This is a genomic window from Marinoscillum furvescens DSM 4134 (genome assembly GCF_003386095.1).
Taxonomy (GTDB): domain Bacteria; phylum Bacteroidota; class Bacteroidia; order Cytophagales; family Cyclobacteriaceae; genus Marinoscillum; species Marinoscillum furvescens.
Window position 1 is genome coordinate 132,591 of sequence record NZ_QREG01000013.1, and the last position, 17,276, is coordinate 149,866.

Consider the following 17,276-nt stretch of genomic DNA (forward strand, 5'->3'; position numbering starts at 1 on the left):
TTTTAATATGGGCTTTCTATCATAGGTACTTCTATAATCAATAGTTGTGCATCTGTAGTTGCTGTGATGCCTATTTCATCCAGACTAGTAACTCCTAGTGCATCACGAGATTCTAGCTTTGCTTCATTTACCTTCACCTCGCCTGCTATCACAAAAGTGTAAATGCCATTCCCTTTCTGACGTGTTTGGTAGGTAAGGGATTTGTCTTGAGATAGATCTGCAAGGCTAAACCACGCATCCTGGTTGATCCAAAGTGCCCGGTCATCATCAGGCGCTACTACGGTTTGCAGTTTGTTTTTTCGCTGAGCAGGATCAAAAGTTATCTGCTGGTACCTGGGCGTAATGTCACGCTCTTTTGGCAATACCCAGATTTGGAGAAAGTTTACCGGATCGGACTTGGAGTGATTATACTCTGAGTGGGTAATTCCCGAGCCAGCGCTCATTATCTGTACATCACCCGTACGGATCACTTCGGTATTGCCTGTGCTGTCCTGATGCTCCAGGTCTCCGCTTAGCGGTATCGAGACGATTTCCATATTGTCGTGAGGGTGTGTGCCAAACCCCATCCCGGGCTGCACTATGTCATCATTGAGTACACGCAGTGCGCCGAAGTTGATCCGGGATGGATCAAAGTAGCGTCCAAAACTAAACGTATGTCTACTGTGCAACCAGCCAAAATCTGCCTGTCCGCGGCTGTCTGACTTGTGTTTTATTACGGTCATGATCTGTATTTTTAGTATTTAGAATTAGCGGATAAACTTGCCATGTCCTGCAAACTCATCTACTGTTAATCGCTTACGAGGAGCCAATTCGCGTGATTTGAGCTCATCGGTCAATGTGTCTGGGTCTCCCTGATACCCTGCCGCTATTACGGTTACAGGTTCATATCCATCAGTTATGGCAAACGCCTCAGCTAATTGGTCAAAGTGAACCCCACCCATGTGGTGAAAACTCAGGCCATCTGCCGTGCCCTGTATAGTCAGATTGCCTATGGCCAGACCCAGGTCGTGTTGGGCGCTGCGGTTTGGAGCCCCATTGCGGTCAAATGTCGTTTTGATTATCGTGACTATTAGTAATGGTGCATGCTGAGCCCAGGTTTGGTTTCCCGACATCAAGGTATCTACGATCTGCTGATGCGCAGGCTCTCCCTTATGGGCGTAGATAAACCTCCATGGCTGCTCATTCATACTAGAGGGTGCCCACCGTGCAGCCTCTAGCATGTTTTGCAATTCCTCATCACCTATAGGTTTTGCAGCAAATGCCCGAGGACTCCACCGGTCTTTTATTGCATGTATCAGTGTCGCTTCTGTTTTTGCTTCTTTTGATATTAGCGTGTCCATTGTTTTTGCTTTGTTGGTTCGCTAATAAACGACTATACATTAAATGTAGTTACATATAAATTGATAAAATGAGCTAGTGTGTGTTTTTGTTGTTGATAATCAGTTAGATAGGTGTTTCTGTAGTCCTTCCAGACCGGTGATGAGCGTTTGCTTCATTTTTCCTTTCATCAGGGGACTTAGCCATCCAATTGGAGCTTTCATGCGAAACCAAAAGTCCTGTACCACACGCGTGGCGCCCTCTTCCTCTTCGAAAGTGAATTTGCTTTCGAGGGTGGCCATGGGTACTGAAGATTCTATAAAGCGTAGTTTAAAGGCTTTTAGCTCTTGCCAATCTATTATTTCCTCCTTGATATAGCCTGATTTTGGGAAATTGCAGTGGCGAATCATGCCTACGCCGGATGTTGTGTCGGATTCCAGATGGCTGCTAGCTATGGCTGGGTTGTAGTCGGCTACATTGCCAAAGCCAAGGGCTACGGTATGCCAAACTTTATTAAGTGGTGCCGATATGGTCTTAGACACTTGTAGGTGAACGGGATTACTCATCTTCGCAGGGGGTTAGTGATAAAACGTTTTCAGAAGATAACAGCTTTATCACTCATCACCACTATCTGCATTTAGTATTTTGGCTCATAGAGCTGGATCAGAAAGTCCCCCGGGGCTTTGATGAAAGTCACCAGTCCATAACCGTGATCTTCTATGTCACCTTCAAATTCCACACCTTTTTCTTTTAGGTCCTTTACCGTAGACGCAATGTCATCACAGTAAAAAGAAATGTCTCGCGTGCCGGATTTGGCACCATCGGCAGTGTCGGTAGGGTGGACGCCCATGTCTCCTTCCGGTAGGTCGAAAATCAGCCAGCCTTCGCCTACATCACGTGCCGGAAAGCCTAGTTTGTCTCGAAAAAATGCTCGCAGCTCCTCAGGACGTGAGCTGTAAAACATGGTGTGCACACCTTTGATCATGAACTTATTCTTTAGTGAGAGAGTTTTGCGATAAATTACGCCATAAACATATCAAAATTATCCAGTAGTGAGAAAATCATATCCATTCCCTCACAGAGGATGGGTAACTGCCTGAAAAATTCTTACCATTGCACGATAATCATAACACGATCACTTTTCGTATGCTAAAATCAACCCTTTTCTTTTTGCTTGCTGTGCTTTTGCTCAATGCATGCCAACCAAAAAAGCAATCAGCTTCCAGTGAAAAACCTACCGAAACCCAACCAACAGCTGAACAAGTACCTACTTCACAGCCTGAAGTGTCTACTGAAGGAATGGTACTCATCCCTGCAGGCACTTACACCATGGGTGGTAAGTCGGATCAGGCTTACGAAGACGAGTTTCCGCGGCATGAGGTGAAAATCAGTGCGTTTTATATGGATGAAACCGAAGTGACCAACGCCCAGTTTGCAGCGTTTGTAGAGGCTACAGGTTATGTTACAGTAGCAGAAAAAGACATTGATTGGGAAGAACTCAAGAACCAGCTGCCAGAGGGTACGCCCAAGCCGGCAGATTCTGTCTTGCAGGCAGGGTCATTGGTGTTTCAAGGTACGGATGGCCCGGTAAACCTTCAGGACTACAGCCAGTGGTGGGAATGGACCATAGGGGCGGATTGGCGCCACCCCGAAGGCCCTGAGAGTACCATAGCAGACCGCATGGACCACCCTGTGGTGCATATAGCCTGGGAAGATGCCATAGCTTATGCCAAATGGGCCGGGAAAAGATTGCCTACTGAAGCAGAATGGGAGTGGGCCTCTATGGGGGGTAAGACCGATAGCAAATACCCATGGGGCAATGAGTCTGTTGAAAATGCCAGCGACAAGGCGAATTTTTGGCAGGGTAAATTTCCCTATCAAAACTATGTGCTCGATGGCTATGAGACCACAGCACCTGTAAAATCTTTTCCTCCCAATGGATACGGGCTCTATGACATGGCCGGCAATGTATGGGAGTGGTGCTTAGACAAGTACGATGTGAGAGCCTACACAGAAGATGCCGCTGAAGGCACGGTAGTAAACCCTAAAGGTTCGGCTCAATATTATGACCCGCGTGAACCCTACACACCCAAGCACGTGATCAGAGGAGGGTCTTTTCTATGCAATGACAGCTACTGTAGCGGTTATCGTGTGTCTCGAAGGATGAGTTCCAGCAAAGACTCAGGGTTTAACCATACCGGCTTTAGGTGTGTGGTGTCCAAATGAATCATGTAAACACCTTGAGCGTTCAGGTAATTGAGTGCAGCAGCCTGCGCGTTTTAGTGTAGGCTTTGCATGCAGAATGTAAGCATTATCTAACATAGCTAAAGTTGAAGTTCTTTTGGAGGGATTGTATTATTGGGATTTAGGCCTTATCTTAGGATAACGTACTTATTCCCAACACAACCCCAACAACATTGTATCTTTTTGGTAATCAGATGAAAAAAGAATCGTTTAGGCATGCTAAACATCAGGGATTTACCCGTGAGCTACTTGCCGAAGCTGAAGATGAAGAACTCAAAGCAATTGTAGAGGAGGCTGCAAGCAAGATTGGTGTGCCTATTGCGCTCGTTTCTTTGGTGATGGAGGATGTGCAGTTCTTCAAAGCTCATTATGGCTTGCCCGATGACCTCATCAATGTGAAGGGATCCTCTAAAGATGCCTCCTTATGTCAGTTTGTAGTCTCTCACCAGGCACCATTCGAGGTAGGCGATACAGATAGCAACAACGAGATTCCGCAGGAGTTTATTCAAAAATATGGCATAAAATCCTACATGGGTATGCCCATCAAGTCCAACGATCAGGTGGTGGGATCTTTGTGTGTGTTGGATACCAAGCCGCGTGCTTTCGAACAGCAACACCGAAAATCATTGGAACACCTGGCCGAACTCGTAGACAATCGTCTGAAAAAGCTCAATGAGACACAAAAGACTTCTAGAGCCAGGATGCTTCAGTCGGCTGTTGGTCCGGCATTGGATGAGCTTCATGATGGGGTTCCTCCGATTCGTGAAGGTCTTTCTGTAGGCTATATGTCTACCACAGAAATCGGTATGCTGCTCAGAATGGCAGAGTCAGCGCTCTATGGTAAAGTCACTAGCAAAGAGGAAGTAAGAGATCACCTGGAAAAAGCACGACTCGCACTGGAGCGGTGCCAAAACGGATTGTATAATATAGAGGCGAGCCTTGAAGATATGGTGGACAGCATGGATGCACTCACCGACGTACTAAAGCCTGCAGAATCCTCCACACTCCTGCATGTAGCAGAGTCCGGTCGTGAGCTATCCCGTCATATTACCCGACAGAGTGGGGGAGTGTCCCTTGGTGAGTTTGAGTATGACCCTTTTATATCCACACCCAGAGCATTTGCCTCTTCGTTGATAGCGATGGTGCTGTCTCAGCTAGCAGCCAGGCTATTAAACGAAGGCCTTACTTCCAAACTTAAAATATCTGCCGAGCGTTCTGGGCTCAACGCTGCACTGATCATAGAGGCTGATGGATTAAAAGACATGGACATGCCTAAGCTTGTAGACGAACTCAATACACATACACACGAAGAACCTACTGTGTCCTTTAATTTGGAGGAACATGGCGTTCGTCTCTTATTTGCAGCTATTCAGGAAAAACTGGGGGATTAAAGCGCCCCCCAGCTGTCAAATATTTTCACAGTATCCCATTTGTCTTTATTGGCCTCTACATAGGCTACATGAGCTTCATGTTCCTGATACCTGTCCTGGTCAGCTTTGCTCTCGAAGGTTACCACCAGACTTACCGTATAGCTGTTGTCTACCACTTCTCTGGGCGTACCTGCCGGGGTGCCCAGATGGTACTTTCTTACCTCTTTTACTTTTTTGAGAAAGCCCTCGGTGGACGCTATAAAGTCATTTACATTCGTTTCGGGCTTCAGCCAAAAAAAGACCATATGAACAAACTGTCCATCAATGATGGATTTACCTTTTTTAGGTGCTGCAGACACGTTCCAGGGAAGCAAGCTTGCTGCGCCCACAGCTGCCAGTGATCGTTTAAGAAAATTACGTTTTTGCATCATGCTTTAAATCGACGTTTAAATTGGAGAGGGAAGTTAAGTAATCGTCAGGAGCTATGCCAGATGCAACAGGAGTGAAATAACATTCGATACTGAGAGCAATGGCCAACCATCGAGAATGTTCATGCTGTACATTGAGCAGTCCTTGCTAAGCATTGAGTGGTCCTTGTTGAGCATTTAGCGGTCCTTGCTGTACATTGAGCAGTCCTTGTTGTGCATTGAGTGGTCCTTGCTAAGCATTGAGTGGTCCTTGCTGTGCATTGAGTGGTCCTTGTTGAGCATTGAACGGTCTTTGTTGTACATTTAGCAGTCCTTGCTAAGCATTGAGTAATCCTTGTTTCGCATTGAGCAGCCTCCATTCGACTTTCACACAATCAGCTAATCATTACCAAATGCTTACGGCTTACCAAATACCAAACAATGTGCCCTGCCTGTAAGTAGTTCATTTAAATGTAAATGAAGGAACAATGGCAGAAGATCACGGAAAGCAAATCAAAAACGACGAGCAATACGAAGGTTTGAGAGACAGAGGAATGAGTAAGGAAAAAGCTGCACGTATAGCCAATACGCCAGACAGTGGTCATAAAGGAGGTAAGGCCGATACCTACGAAGAGCGAAGCGTAGAAGACCTCTACGAGCAGGCAAAAAAAGTAGGCATCGATGGTAGGTCCAAAATGACCAAGCAGGAGCTGATCGATGCCTTACGTGAGCATTAGTCTTTCAGCAATTCTGGAAATTTCTTCCGAACCTTATCGATTTTAGGCCGAGATACATTCACGATATAGCGGTCAAAAGGGTGGTTGGCCTCATAGTCCTGATGGTAGTCCTCAGCTTTGTAAAAAGTCTGATAGGGATTAAGCTCCGTGACGATGGGCTTAGGAAAATCCGGAGCGATGCGTTTCATTACCTGCTCGGCAGTTTTTTGCTGTTGATTGTTGTGATAAAAGATGGCTGATCGGTACTGAGGGCCTACATCGGGGCCCTGACGGTTGAGCTGGGTAGGATCGTGGGCCGTAAAAAAAACCTCCAGGAGCGTCTCATAGGAGATCACTTTCGGGTCAAAATATATCTGAACTGTCTCGGCATGTTGGGTACGGCCAGAGCTAACCAGTTTGTAATCAGCAGTAGCTTTGTCTCCGCCAGCGTAGCCAGATACTGCTTCTTGTACGCCTCTCAGCTGTTCGAAAGACGCTTCTACACACCAGAAGCAGCCCCCAGCAAAAGTGGCTGTATCCAGTGATTGAGACACTGTAGACTGGTCATGAGTGCTTGCACTTTTGGATTGACAGGAGATACAAATTAAGGATAGAAAAAAGAGAGTGAAAATTCGCATAAAAATTTTTGCTTTCTAGTACAACATTTTTGGCGGAAGAAGAGTTTAAGGGGATGTACAGCAACTTGATAATCAATTGATTAATTGCTGAACCAATAATAAGAAAAAAAGATAATAGTCTGGTGAACCAAATGCTCATAAAGTTAGTTATGACATTAACAATTTGGACACACCAAAGACAAAAAAGAATAATAGGTTAGGTTAGGCGGTGATAGATTAGCGTGGCTTCCACTCGGAGGTCGCGCTTTTCTTTTTTAGGTGCAGCAGCATCCGACCTAGCAACAAACACCATCATCATCCTGAAACCTACTAAAGGTAGCTTCAAACAGCTGCTGTATAGCTTTCCATCGTTCAGGGTTGATGCAGTAGCTTACTTTGGTGCCTTCTATAGTACCCATAATAATACCTACTTCTTTGAGTTCGCGCAGGTGCTGGCTGATTGTGGCCTGTGCCAGTCCCAGTTCCTGTACCAGGTCACCATTGATACAGGCGTTTTGTTTGATGAGGTGGTCGATGATCGCGACACGCGCTGGGTGAGCCAGTGCTTTGGCCACCCGAGCAAACTCATTTTGCTCTTCAGTAAATAAATTTGACTTGGTGATACCCATGGTTGTAAGATAGCAATATTACAATGTACTCTTTTTATACCTAAAAGGTTATAACGTGATTTAGTTGTTGATTCGCAACCACTCCGCACGACGCTTAATTACACGTTTTTTTAGCTGTTCTTCAGGTAAAAATGACAAGGTGATCCGGGGGTCTTGTCTGGCGGTAAAGTTTCCGGTTTTGATTTCCCCTAGCTGTATATACTCTATAGTATAGGTCTGACCTACTTGTAATGTGTTAATCGTTCGGTTGAGGTCCGCCGTGTTAGTTACCTCACGTCCATCCACGCTTATTATTTGGTCTCCTTTTTCGATACCCGCATCATAAAAGGCCGTGCCACGCAGCACAGTAGACTGTACCACGCCCTCTCGTGATAGTTTCGGGTTGGCAAAGTATGCCGAATTGGGGTTTTTTAGCGAAAGCTTGATGCCAAAGTCAGCGAAGAGCTGTTCAAAATCTGGCAGCTCACTTCCGTATATCTGTGAGGTGAAAAATTCTTCCGCAAACTCACTATTGGTATAGTCGGCCAGTTCTTGCTGTAAGTCTTGCATAGTGTAGGGCTGCTCTGGTTTGCCAAAGCGCTCCCACATGCGCTGCATGTAGTCATCTAGTGTTTTGTTAAAGTCTCTGCGGAGCGTCAGGTCCAGGCCGAGTCCTATTACAGCGCCATAGCTATAGTAGCTTACAAAGTTGTTGGAGTAGTTGGTGGCGTCATTGGCGGTGCCGGCATCTACAAAGGTGGCCTGGTGGCTCATTTCCATTGGTGAGCGGAAGGCTCTGGCTGGACTGTTGAGCACATAGTTGAGTCCACCGATAAGTCCATTCACGTAGCCCTCAGGCGTGATGATGCCGGTACGAACCAGCGTGAGGTCATCAAAATAAGAGGTAAACCCTTCTCCAAACCATAGCGCCTCAGACATGTTAGCATTCGCAAAATCAAAGGGTTCTAGCGATTGGGGGCGGATACGCTCTATGTTCCATGCGTGGAAAAACTCATGAGCTACTGTGCCTATCAGGTCGTGTTCGTTTTCCTTCAGGCTTCCGCTACTGGTACATATCGTAGAGTTGCGGTGCTCCATTCCATCACCTACTGCCCATGGATTGTAAGCAATCAAAAAGGTATAGCGCCCAAAATCGAAATCCGGGAGAGAGCCATAAATTCGTTTTTGTTCTGCCACGATCTTCTTTACCCACTCGGTGTAATTGTCTAATTCCTCAGGGGTGCCTTCATGCATCATGGCTATCTCTATGGTCTGGCCAGCTACTTCCCATCGGCGCCAGTCAATTTCTCCGACCATTACTGGGCTATCATAGAAGTAGTAGTAGTCTGGTGCGCTAAAGGAACTGTCTGTAAGCATTTGTAGCTGAGTAGCCACACTCCAGCCGTCAGGCATGCCAGGTATGCTTAGTTGGATCTCACGGTTTTTTAGCTCCTTTCCATACACAAAGGTTGCGGGCATGTTTAGGTGTAGTTTGCGAGCGTCTACCCCCATGTAGGTACCATCGGCGTGGTTGCCAAAGATCGTATATCGAAACCTTACGTAACCGTCCTGTACAGGTACCTCCCAGCTGTAGGGCGTCAGGCGCCTGAGCTTTATTTCTTTACCATTTTGGTCATAAGCTGCTTCTTCGTATACGTTCTTGGCAAAGTTGTGCAAGGCATACCTCCCAGGAGATGCATTGGGCATTTGGAGGGTGAGGTTGTCCTGGTCCAGCTGTTGGAAGGTAATCGTTATGCCCAGCTCGTGGTGCTGTATATTGGTAAGGTCCAGTTCATAGTGAATCGGCTCCTGAGCAGAAACTCCAAAACAAACTACCAACGAAAAAATGAAATAAAGGATGCGCATAATTTGGGTTTTGATTGCTGGCTCGAAGATAATCAATGAAAAACGTCAATGAAGAGACTTTGGTAGCGAAAACGTATCTTAATGGCGATTTATCTCCGTTTTGTGTGTTCACTTTGCACCGAAAATATAGCACAGCAACTAATGAAAAATACCTTAATCGTTTTACTTATAATCTTGTCTTTTTCTTGCCAACAGCCAGATGAAACTGGCTGGATCCCACAGTCCTGGATTGCAGAGCGTGTAGCCGATAGTGAAACGCGCATGCAGCAGTCTGCAGCGGGCAGTCGGCTGCTAGACGCTATCAATGCCCATGGCGGAATGGAAAAATGGTTTGCCAACGGTGCCCTTTGGTTTCATTTTGACTATCAGCCTTTGGATGACAAAACGCGGCGAAACAGCTATCAGCTCGTAGATCAGTGGTCAGCGCGTTCGGTACACGAGCTAGCCACTAATCGAGAGGTTCGCTATGGCTGGGATGGGCGTGACGCCTGGGTGTTTCCAGACACGGCAGAACTGCCCGTAAACCCTCGTTTTTGGTCCATGACACCATTTTACTTTGTGGGGCTGCCTTTTGTACTGGCTGATGAAGGTACTCAATATGAACAGCTGGAACCGCAGCAGCTCAATGGCCGCAATTACGACCTGGTGAAGGTGACCTATACTTCGGGTACGGGTGATGCGCCAGATGATTTTTACATCATCTACATAGATCAACAGACCAGTAAGATGGGCGCACTCAGATACATCGTGACCTATCCAGGTTTTTTCCCGAATGGGGGACACTCACCAGAGAAAATCATGATCCTCAAAGGACTACAGGAGGTGGATGGCATATGGCTGGCTACCGGGTACGATACCCACTGGTGGAAAGACGGTGTAGGGGAGCATATCACCACCATCGATGTGAAAGATGTGCAGTTTAAGCCGTCAGTAGATCGCGAGGAGGCATTTGCCAAACCAGCCGGCGCGAGGCTTCATGAAGGATTGTAAAATGGGTAGGCGAGGATAAAGTGCCGAGGAAGTAAAACTTTCCCGGCAACTATTCGCCAGTACTTCTACCTTTGCGGCTATGAATTATCTGTCGGTAGAGAATGTAGCCAAGAGTTTTGATGAGCGCCAGCTTTTTGAAGGGCTCACCTTTGGGTTGGACCAGGGACAAAAAGCAGCGCTGGTAGGCGTGAATGGCTGTGGTAAGTCCACATTGCTCAAGATCATTGCTGGACTAGAAACACCGGACCGTGGTGAAGTTTCTTTTAGAAAAGGAATCCGTGTGTCTATACTGCCTCAAAATCCGGATTTTGATGACGCTGACAATGTGGTGCAGGCCGTTTTTGCTGAAGATATAGACGAGCTCAATGTGATCCGTGACTATGAGCTCGCGCTTCATCAGGCTACTGTAGACCCGGAAAATGCTCCGGACCTTACGTCTCTTATCGACAAGATGGATCAGCTCAGTGCCTGGGACTATGAAAGTCAGGTAAAGCAGCTCCTCGGTGAGCTGGGCATCCACCGGCTCGATCAGAAGATGGGGGAGCTCTCTGGCGGGCAGCGGAAACGTGTGGCCCTGGCTCGAGCTCTGATAGTCAATCCAGACTTTCTCATACTGGATGAGCCCACGAACCACCTGGACCTGGAAGTGATCGAATGGTTGGAAAACTATTTGGCTACAGCCAATATGACACTCCTCATGGTGACGCACGACAGGTATTTTCTGGACCGAGTCACCAATGAAATATTGGAAATTGATCAAGGGGAGCTTTTTAGATATAAAGGCAACTACCAAAACTTTTTGGAGAAGAAAGCCGAACGCGAGGCACAGGATGCTGCCACGGTGGACAAAGCCCGAAACTTACTTCGCAAAGAGCTCGACTGGATGCGCCGACAGCCCAAAGCTCGGGGCACCAAGGCCAAGTACCGGGTGGATGCATTTTATGAAACCAAAGAAACGGCCTCCAAAAATGTAAACCGTCAGGAGATGGAGGTGAACCTAACAGGCGAACGCCAGGGTAAGAAGATCCTCATCATGGAGCAAGTCTCCAAACGGTTTGATGACCTGAAGATTCTGGAGCACTTCAACCATACTTTTCAGCGTAAAGAGCGCGTAGGCATCGTAGGTCCTAATGGCGTTGGGAAATCTACTTTCCTTCATATTCTTACTGGAGAAATCTCCCCAGATACCGGCAAACGTGAAGTGGGGCAGACCACTAAGTTTGGCTTTTATACACAGGAGGAGCAGCAGTTTGATCCTAATATGCGGGTGCTGGATGTGGTGCAGGAAGTAGCCGAAGTGATCAAGCTGTCCGATGGCTCTGTGATAACTGCCTCGCAGCTGCTCAATCAGTTTTTGTTTCCGCCAAAGATGCAGTTCAATGTGGTGGGGAAGCTCAGTGGTGGAGAACGACGCAGATTGCAGCTACTGCGTGTGCTGATGGAAAACCCCAACTTTCTGATACTGGATGAGCCTACCAATGACCTGGACCTGATGACACTCAATGTTTTGGAGGAGTACCTCGAAAATTTTGAAGGCTGCCTCATGATTGTTTCGCACGACAGGTATTTTATGGACCGCCTTACAGACCATCTTTTTGTATTTGAGGGAAGTGGTAAAGTGCGGGATTTTCCCGGCAACTATACCGACTTGCGAGCTTCTGGCCTGATGCCCTCAGCCATGCAGCAAAAACCTGAGACCAAACCTAAGGAGAAAGAACAGTCAGCCCAAAGCACCGAGGCTCCAAAAGAATCAAAAAAGAAATTAAGCTACAATGAGCAGCGGGAGTTTGATGGGCTGGAAGGCGAGATTGCCAAACTGGAAGAGCGTAAAACTGCTATAGAGCAGGAGATGAATCAAAAAACGGATTTTGAGGAGTTACAGCAGCTTGCTAAAGACCTGGATACGGTAAAAGCAACACTCGAAGAAAAAGAGATGAGATGGCTTGAACTCAGTGAACGGGCTTAATTATTGGATAATTTTCAATGAATAGTTATTATTGTTAATTGATTCATTTGTTGATATCACTTTCACTGCCATTTTCGTTTTTAATGAGACATCACGTTGACAAAATAGATCGTATACTAAGATTACTTTTTTCGGTGTTTTTGCTTTGGTTAGGGCTGGTCGAGTTAAACGGTCTGTCTGGCGACCTGGTGGGGATTGGCTTTGCTAGCATTGCTACTATGCCGCTCTACCTGTTTGTAGCCCGCACTTAGCGGTACCAGCACTAATGTGCTGGTACAGGTAAGCGCTCGATGAAAACATCTGCCTGACGGCTCCAATCTTTTACTTGTTCGTTTACTCCCTGCCAATCTACTGGCTGCTGAATGAGTTGTTCCACTCGTTCGGGTACAAAACGAGTAAGCAATCTATCTTCAAGTTCTACTTTTTCCAGAGTGGTATATAGCCTTTCGTTCATGCCTTTTTTATCACCACCGCTGGGGAGCACGATAAATTTATTATTGAATATAATGCTAAACAGCATGCCGTGGTAGCTATTCGTGATCACCAGATCGGCTTTGTGATATAGCTCCAGCCATTGAGGTACGGTGGGGTGGCAGTTTCCTGTTCGATCTTTATTAATAGATACGTGCGTAATTTCCGCATCAGGATATGCTTCCATGTAGTTTAGTATTTGAGCTTTGATCTCTTCAGACCTATTGCCAATGGTGTAGATCAGCACCCGTTTTTTGGTGTTATCATTGAGTGCGTCTACGGGTTTCTTGTATTGTTCCCATCGGTCTCGTGCGATCAGCAACGTGGGGTCTGGCAAAAGTACAGCACCCTCATATCCGAGTGCCTGGCAAAGGTCTACACCGCTTTTTTCTCTCACACTCACCGCATCAAATGATCTCAGGTAGTTTTGATACACCCGTTGTGTGTGCGTAGGGAGTGACTTATGGCCAAAGCTTGCCGAAAACGCTACACGAAGCGTGTCATCAGCTCCAAACTGAAGTAAGAAGGGCGCAGGATCACCAGTATAGAGGTGGTTCCATACCTGGTCACTTCCCGTTATGTAAATGTCTGCTTCGGGCGGGTCGTTCCTGAGTTCTTCAGGAGAGCTGTATAGCTTGTGGTGAAATTTTATAAAGTCAGCTTTGAAGTCATCGAAGTGACGATCAGGGGCGGGTGCTGCTTCCTCGGTGAAGGACTTCACTTTGTCTAATACCTTTTCAGGATCCAGTAGCTTGGTCCAGTCTTTTCGAAAAGTCTGTTCCAGCCACCCGGGCTTCTGAGCTTTTACAGCTCTGGACTTGTCATACTTGATGAGAAATGGATCAAATCCGTGCTCTTCCAGAAAAATCTGAAGGGCGCACGCTTGTGCCAGCTGTCCATAGTTTTCATTGGTCTCCCAAAAAGTCATGATTCCTACTTTCGGTGCATTCATGGATCGATTGCGTTTTGTTTGTGTCATACCTAAACTCAATGCAGAAAGGTAAGGCTTAGGTACAGGTAACTTGCATTTTTGGTGATTTCGTAAGGGGATTGTAAGTGATTGTAATGCCTTGATAACCAGCTTGTGTAGAAGGATGGGGAGGTAAGGATTTTGCTGAAATCTGTAAGGGTTTTGTAAGCCACAGATACCCTGTGCCCCTCCAGGCAATGGCTAGCTTTAAGTCATGGATATAATGATACTTGCTCTGTCCCGTTGGGACGGTAAATACTCTTCTACCATTCTCTCCCTAGCCAAGGTTTTTGCCCGGGAACACAGGGTGTTTTATCTGGACAATCCTTTTACTATAAAGGATGTGTTGCTAGGGCTAGGCACTCGCCAAATTTGGAGGAGACTACCTGCTCTGCTATTTGGCTGGAATTCTTTTTCACGCCCCATACCCGGTATTCCCAACTTTGTGGTAGTCACTCCACGCATGACCTGGTCCATCAATTGGCTCCCAAAAGGCAAGCTCTTTCATGCGTTGGCTCGCATCAATGACAAGATTGTATTCCACGTCATTAGTAAAACTATCAATAAGTTTCAGCTGCGAGATTTCGCTTATATCAACAGTTTCAACCCTCTGTATGGAAATCATTTTCCTGATGATTTTTGGCCACGTCCGAGCATTTATCACTGTGTAGACGACATCAGCAAGTCGCCCTATGTGGCTAAACATGGCACGCGAGAAGAGAAAGTAGCTGCCCAAAAGGCCGATCTGGTAGTAACTACCTCTGGAGAGTTGGCCAGGCTCAAGTCCGATCAAAATGATCAGGTAGAAGTCATTCCAAATGCTGCAGATGTTAGGCTCTTTCAGCGTGCTATGAACGAAACCCTTTCGGTGCCCCCTGAGCTTTCGAAGCTTCCAAAAGATAAGAAAGTAGTGGTCTACTGTGGCAATATCTGCCACCGCCTGGACTATCAACTGCTCGTAAAAATCGCCGAGCGACTGACCAATCACATTTTACTAATGGTGGGTCCCATCAGTAGTGACGCCTACAGGCAGCACCGGTTGCATAAGCATGCCAATGTCGTTTTTACCGGAAAGAAAAAGTTGGAGCAACTGCCTGCTTATTTGCAGCATTCTCACTGTGCCATCATTCCATTCTTATGCAATACGCTCACCAGAAGTATTTATCCGCTCAAAGTAAACGAATACCTGTCTGCTGGCAAGCCAGTGGTGACCACCCCTTTCTCGGAGGAAATCAAGGGGTTTGGTGGCGTGGTAAGCGTGGCAGATTCTCACGAAGCATTTATCCGTGAAGTCCGCCAGTCCATCATCATGGATGATGACTACAAGCAGGAAATGCGGATGGAATTTGCCGCTTCGAATAGCTGGGAAGACCGGGCAAGTAAATTTTTAAAAGTACTAACAAAACAACGCTCATGGCAAAATACACCGAATCCTATACAGACAGACGCAAGCAATCCGACGCGCAACTTGTCCGATTGCTGATCAAAATGCTGCTCATGGGAGTGTATCTGCTCATTTTCTTGAAAATCGTATTTCTCCGTTGATATGCAAGCCATTAGACACCTACACAAACCTGCGCAGCTGGCACTTTTGGTGCTGTTGGTAGCCGGGGCTGTAGCCATTGCCTATTTTTCGGTATTTATACCTGTGGCCAAAGGCATGCTTTTGCCGGCCGCATTGATAGGAGCTACAGCGGTGATACTCATCGTATATCGCTACCAGTGGGGGCTAGCGGTGCTGTTTTTCATTAGCATTTTCATGTTTTACATTCAGCGGACCTTTCAAACGGACTTTCCGTTTGGGGTGGTGTATGACTTCTTAGTGATGGTCATGTTTGGCGCCATGCTGCTTACCAATAAAGAAAAACTCGACTGGTCCAATTTCTTTAACCCTATCACGATCATGTTTTTGTTGATGATTGGATACCACCTGATACAGGTCTTTAATCCTATGGGGACGAAACTTGCCTGGTTGGTTTCGCTGCGGCGCAATGTTCTGTTTATCCTTTACCTGCTATTTCTACAGGTATCACTGCACAAAAAGCATCTGCGCTATTTCATGAAAATCTGGTTGTCCATGGCGGTAATTGTGGCATTATACGGCATACATCAGGAAGTTTTTGGTCTCTCGGAGGCAGAGCTACGCTGGATCTATGCTGACCCTGACCGGGTAAGTATTTATTTGGTATGGGGGGAGCTGCGCAACTTTTCATTCCTCTCAGATCCCTCCGCATACGGGATATTTACTGCTTTTAGTGCTCTGGCATGCATGGTCTTAGCTATCCGGTCTTCCGGCAAAACACGCTTTTGGTATGGACTCATGGCACTGGTGATATTGGTAGGGTTGAGCTTTTCTGGGACACGCACCGGCTATGCCATGATCGCTGTAGGTATGCTGTTTTATATCGTGCTTACGATGCGATCGGCCCGATCGATGATGATGCTTGTAAGCATAGGAGTGGTGGCTGCAGTGATTTTCTTTGGACCCTTTCATGGCTGGCAGGTCAACCGCATACGGTCAGCATTTATGCCCTCTGAAGATGCCTCTATGGGTGTGCGCGATGACAAGCGGATTCGTTATCAACCGTTTGTACGATCGCATCCTTTTGGTGGGGGTGTTTATACCACAGCGTTTTTTGGACTTAGCTATGCTCCGGGGCATCCTTTTGCCGGTTTTGATCCGGACAGTGGCTACCTGGAGACCGCCATGGAGTCTGGGTGGATCGGTTTGGTGCTGCTCATGGGGTTTGTGTTTGTGGTTACAGCCGTAGGGGTAGATCGGTTTTTCCAGGTAAAAGACCCAGAAGTAAAAACAATAGTACTAACTGTGCTGGTGCCCTTTTTTGCTGCTACTGTGGCACACTATGCACAAAACGCTCTGTTTGCCAAACCAGTGGATTTGCTGGTAATGGCAGCACTGGCCATTTTGGCGCAGGCGCGAGAGTTGGACCGTCGTAATGGCACTACATCCAGCTCATCCCAATCAATTGTACAATCAAAAAGTGAATTAGAAGCATGAGAATACTGATAAGCACGCTGATGTTGATCAGCTATACCGTAGCTCTCGGGCAGGTAGCTAAGGGGTTTCAGGAGTATGACGAAGCCTTTGCACAACGGCTGGTACGTGTAGCACTGCAAAACAACCCGAAATACGACATGGCTCAGAGTCAGCTGGAAATAGCTGAGTATGATGTGAAACTGTCTAATCTCGAGTGGCTCAATACTGTGCAGGTTTCGGGTAACCTCAATGAGTTTAATATTGACCCGGAGCAGGATGTCTACAACAGGTCACAGTTCTTGCCCAGATACAATGTACGTGGCAGTATTACCCTGGGAATGTTTTTTACCATACCTGTGACCACAAAAAAGCGAAAGGAACAAGTGGAGGTGGCACAGGCCGTGGTTCAGGATCAGCGCAAGACACTAGAAGCAGAAGTGCTACGCAGGTACCATTCCTATGTGAAAGAAGTAAAGATCTTTCGACTGCAGGAGGAAGTGCTGATGGATATGGAAAACACTTTCAAGGCCAAGGAAGATCAGTTTACAGCAGGTGAGATATCTTTTCAAGACTACTCGGTGGCACGTGAGGCATACAATGCGCGTAAGATCACCTACTATCAGGCAGAAGCGACGCTGCGTAGTGCCAAAGCCAGCCTGGAAGAGCTGCTTGGCACTGAGCTGGAAAGCATTCAATAGTCAATAATTTCCCTCGTTGTTTTACCAGGCCACTTGCG

18 protein-coding genes are annotated in these 17,276 nt (G+C 46.8%); 9 read left to right on the forward strand and 9 right to left on the reverse strand.

The window, feature by feature from the left end; translation table 11 throughout:
• Positions 1-2: 2 nt before the first annotated feature.
• From C7460_RS14275 to C7460_RS14290, 4 genes are all read right to left on the reverse strand, one after another.
• Entirely contained in the window at positions 3-722 is a 720-nt protein-coding gene (locus tag C7460_RS14275; RefSeq protein ID WP_115868796.1) for a pirin family protein, read from the reverse strand.
• Positions 723-746: 24 nt separating this feature from the next.
• Complete coding sequence (locus tag C7460_RS14280; RefSeq protein WP_115868797.1) at positions 747-1,340, reverse strand: nitroreductase family protein; 594 nt, start codon at positions 1,338-1,340, stop codon at positions 747-749.
• Positions 1,341-1,439: 99 nt separating this feature from the next.
• Entirely contained in the window at positions 1,440-1,883 is a 444-nt protein-coding gene (locus C7460_RS14285; RefSeq protein ID WP_115868798.1) for an SRPBCC family protein, read from the reverse strand.
• Positions 1,884-1,954: 71 nt separating this feature from the next.
• Complete coding sequence (locus tag C7460_RS14290) at positions 1,955-2,302, reverse strand: VOC family protein (RefSeq protein ID WP_115868799.1); 348 nt, start codon at positions 2,300-2,302, stop codon at positions 1,955-1,957.
• A gap of 161 nt (positions 2,303-2,463) precedes the next feature.
• On the opposite strand from C7460_RS14290, the gene C7460_RS14295 reads away from it, so the two are divergent.
• Together C7460_RS14295 and C7460_RS14300 are read left to right on the forward strand one after the other, a co-directional pair.
• Complete coding sequence (locus C7460_RS14295; RefSeq protein ID WP_115868800.1) at positions 2,464-3,543, forward strand: formylglycine-generating enzyme family protein; 1,080 nt, start codon at positions 2,464-2,466, stop codon at positions 3,541-3,543.
• Positions 3,544-3,755: 212 nt separating this feature from the next.
• On the forward strand, positions 3,756-4,952 hold the full coding sequence (locus C7460_RS14300) for a GAF domain-containing protein (RefSeq protein WP_115868801.1): 1,197 nt from the start codon (positions 3,756-3,758) through the stop codon (positions 4,950-4,952).
• Here C7460_RS14300 and C7460_RS14305 read toward each other — a convergent pair.
• Positions 4,949-5,362 (reverse strand): Dabb family protein, encoded by a 414-nt coding sequence (locus C7460_RS14305; protein WP_115868802.1) that lies wholly within the window; start codon positions 5,360-5,362, stop codon positions 4,949-4,951. The genes C7460_RS14300 and C7460_RS14305 overlap by 4 nt on opposite strands.
• A 464-nt stretch (positions 5,363-5,826) precedes the next feature.
• Between C7460_RS14305 and C7460_RS14310 the strand changes: the two genes are divergently transcribed.
• On the forward strand, positions 5,827-6,075 hold the full coding sequence (locus C7460_RS14310) for a DUF7218 family protein (protein WP_115868803.1): 249 nt from the start codon (positions 5,827-5,829) through the stop codon (positions 6,073-6,075).
• On the opposite strand, the gene msrA is transcribed toward C7460_RS14310, so the two are convergent.
• The 3 genes from msrA to C7460_RS14325 form a co-directional block, all read right to left on the reverse strand.
• A complete protein-coding gene (gene msrA / locus C7460_RS14315) occupies positions 6,072-6,692 on the reverse strand; it encodes a peptide-methionine (S)-S-oxide reductase MsrA (RefSeq protein WP_115868804.1) in 621 nt (206 codons plus the stop codon). The two genes, C7460_RS14310 and msrA, sit on opposite strands and share 4 nt — an antisense overlap.
• A gap of 275 nt (positions 6,693-6,967) precedes the next feature.
• Positions 6,968-7,300 (reverse strand): ArsR/SmtB family transcription factor, encoded by a 333-nt coding sequence (locus C7460_RS14320; RefSeq protein WP_115868805.1) that lies wholly within the window; start codon positions 7,298-7,300, stop codon positions 6,968-6,970.
• 60 nt (positions 7,301-7,360) lie between these two features.
• Entirely contained in the window at positions 7,361-9,145 is a 1,785-nt protein-coding gene (locus tag C7460_RS14325; RefSeq protein WP_115868834.1) for a M61 family metallopeptidase, read from the reverse strand.
• A 141-nt stretch (positions 9,146-9,286) separates the two neighbouring features.
• Between C7460_RS14325 and C7460_RS14330 the strand changes: the two genes are divergently transcribed.
• The 3 genes from C7460_RS14330 to C7460_RS24080 all read left to right on the forward strand — a co-directional run bounded on the left by C7460_RS14330 (position 9,287) and on the right by C7460_RS24080 (position 12,352).
• On the forward strand, positions 9,287-10,135 hold the full coding sequence (locus C7460_RS14330) for a DUF6503 family protein (protein ID WP_115868806.1): 849 nt from the start codon (positions 9,287-9,289) through the stop codon (positions 10,133-10,135).
• A 79-nt stretch (positions 10,136-10,214) separates the two neighbouring features.
• A complete protein-coding gene (locus C7460_RS14335; protein WP_115868807.1) occupies positions 10,215-12,101 on the forward strand; it encodes an ABC-F family ATP-binding cassette domain-containing protein in 1,887 nt (628 codons plus the stop codon).
• 83 nt (positions 12,102-12,184) lie between these two features.
• Positions 12,185-12,352 carry a hypothetical protein gene (locus tag C7460_RS24080; RefSeq protein ID WP_221409531.1) on the forward strand — a complete coding sequence of 56 codons (168 nt, stop codon included), beginning with the start codon at positions 12,185-12,187 and terminating at the stop codon, positions 12,350-12,352.
• 11 nt (positions 12,353-12,363) lie between these two features.
• Here C7460_RS24080 and C7460_RS14340 read toward each other — a convergent pair whose 3' ends face one another.
• Positions 12,364-13,524 (reverse strand): polysaccharide pyruvyl transferase family protein, encoded by a 1,161-nt coding sequence (locus C7460_RS14340; RefSeq protein ID WP_170148022.1) that lies wholly within the window; start codon positions 13,522-13,524, stop codon positions 12,364-12,366.
• A gap of 232 nt (positions 13,525-13,756) precedes the next feature.
• On the opposite strand from C7460_RS14340, the gene C7460_RS14345 reads away from it, so the two are divergent.
• The 3 genes from C7460_RS14345 to C7460_RS14355 all read left to right on the forward strand — a co-directional run bounded on the left by C7460_RS14345 (position 13,757) and on the right by C7460_RS14355 (position 17,238).
• The gene (locus C7460_RS14345) at positions 13,757-15,025 is read left to right on the forward strand and encodes a glycosyltransferase (RefSeq protein ID WP_115868809.1); all 1,269 of its coding nucleotides are present in this window, start codon (positions 13,757-13,759) and stop codon (positions 15,023-15,025) included.
• 63 nt (positions 15,026-15,088) lie between these two features.
• Complete coding sequence (locus C7460_RS14350) at positions 15,089-16,561, forward strand: O-antigen ligase family protein (RefSeq protein WP_115868810.1); 1,473 nt, start codon at positions 15,089-15,091, stop codon at positions 16,559-16,561.
• Positions 16,558-17,238 (forward strand): TolC family protein, encoded by a 681-nt coding sequence (locus tag C7460_RS14355; RefSeq protein WP_115868811.1) that lies wholly within the window; start codon positions 16,558-16,560, stop codon positions 17,236-17,238. Before C7460_RS14350 ends, C7460_RS14355 begins: the two co-directional genes overlap by 4 nt.
• The last annotated feature ends 38 nt before the right edge of the window (positions 17,239-17,276 follow it).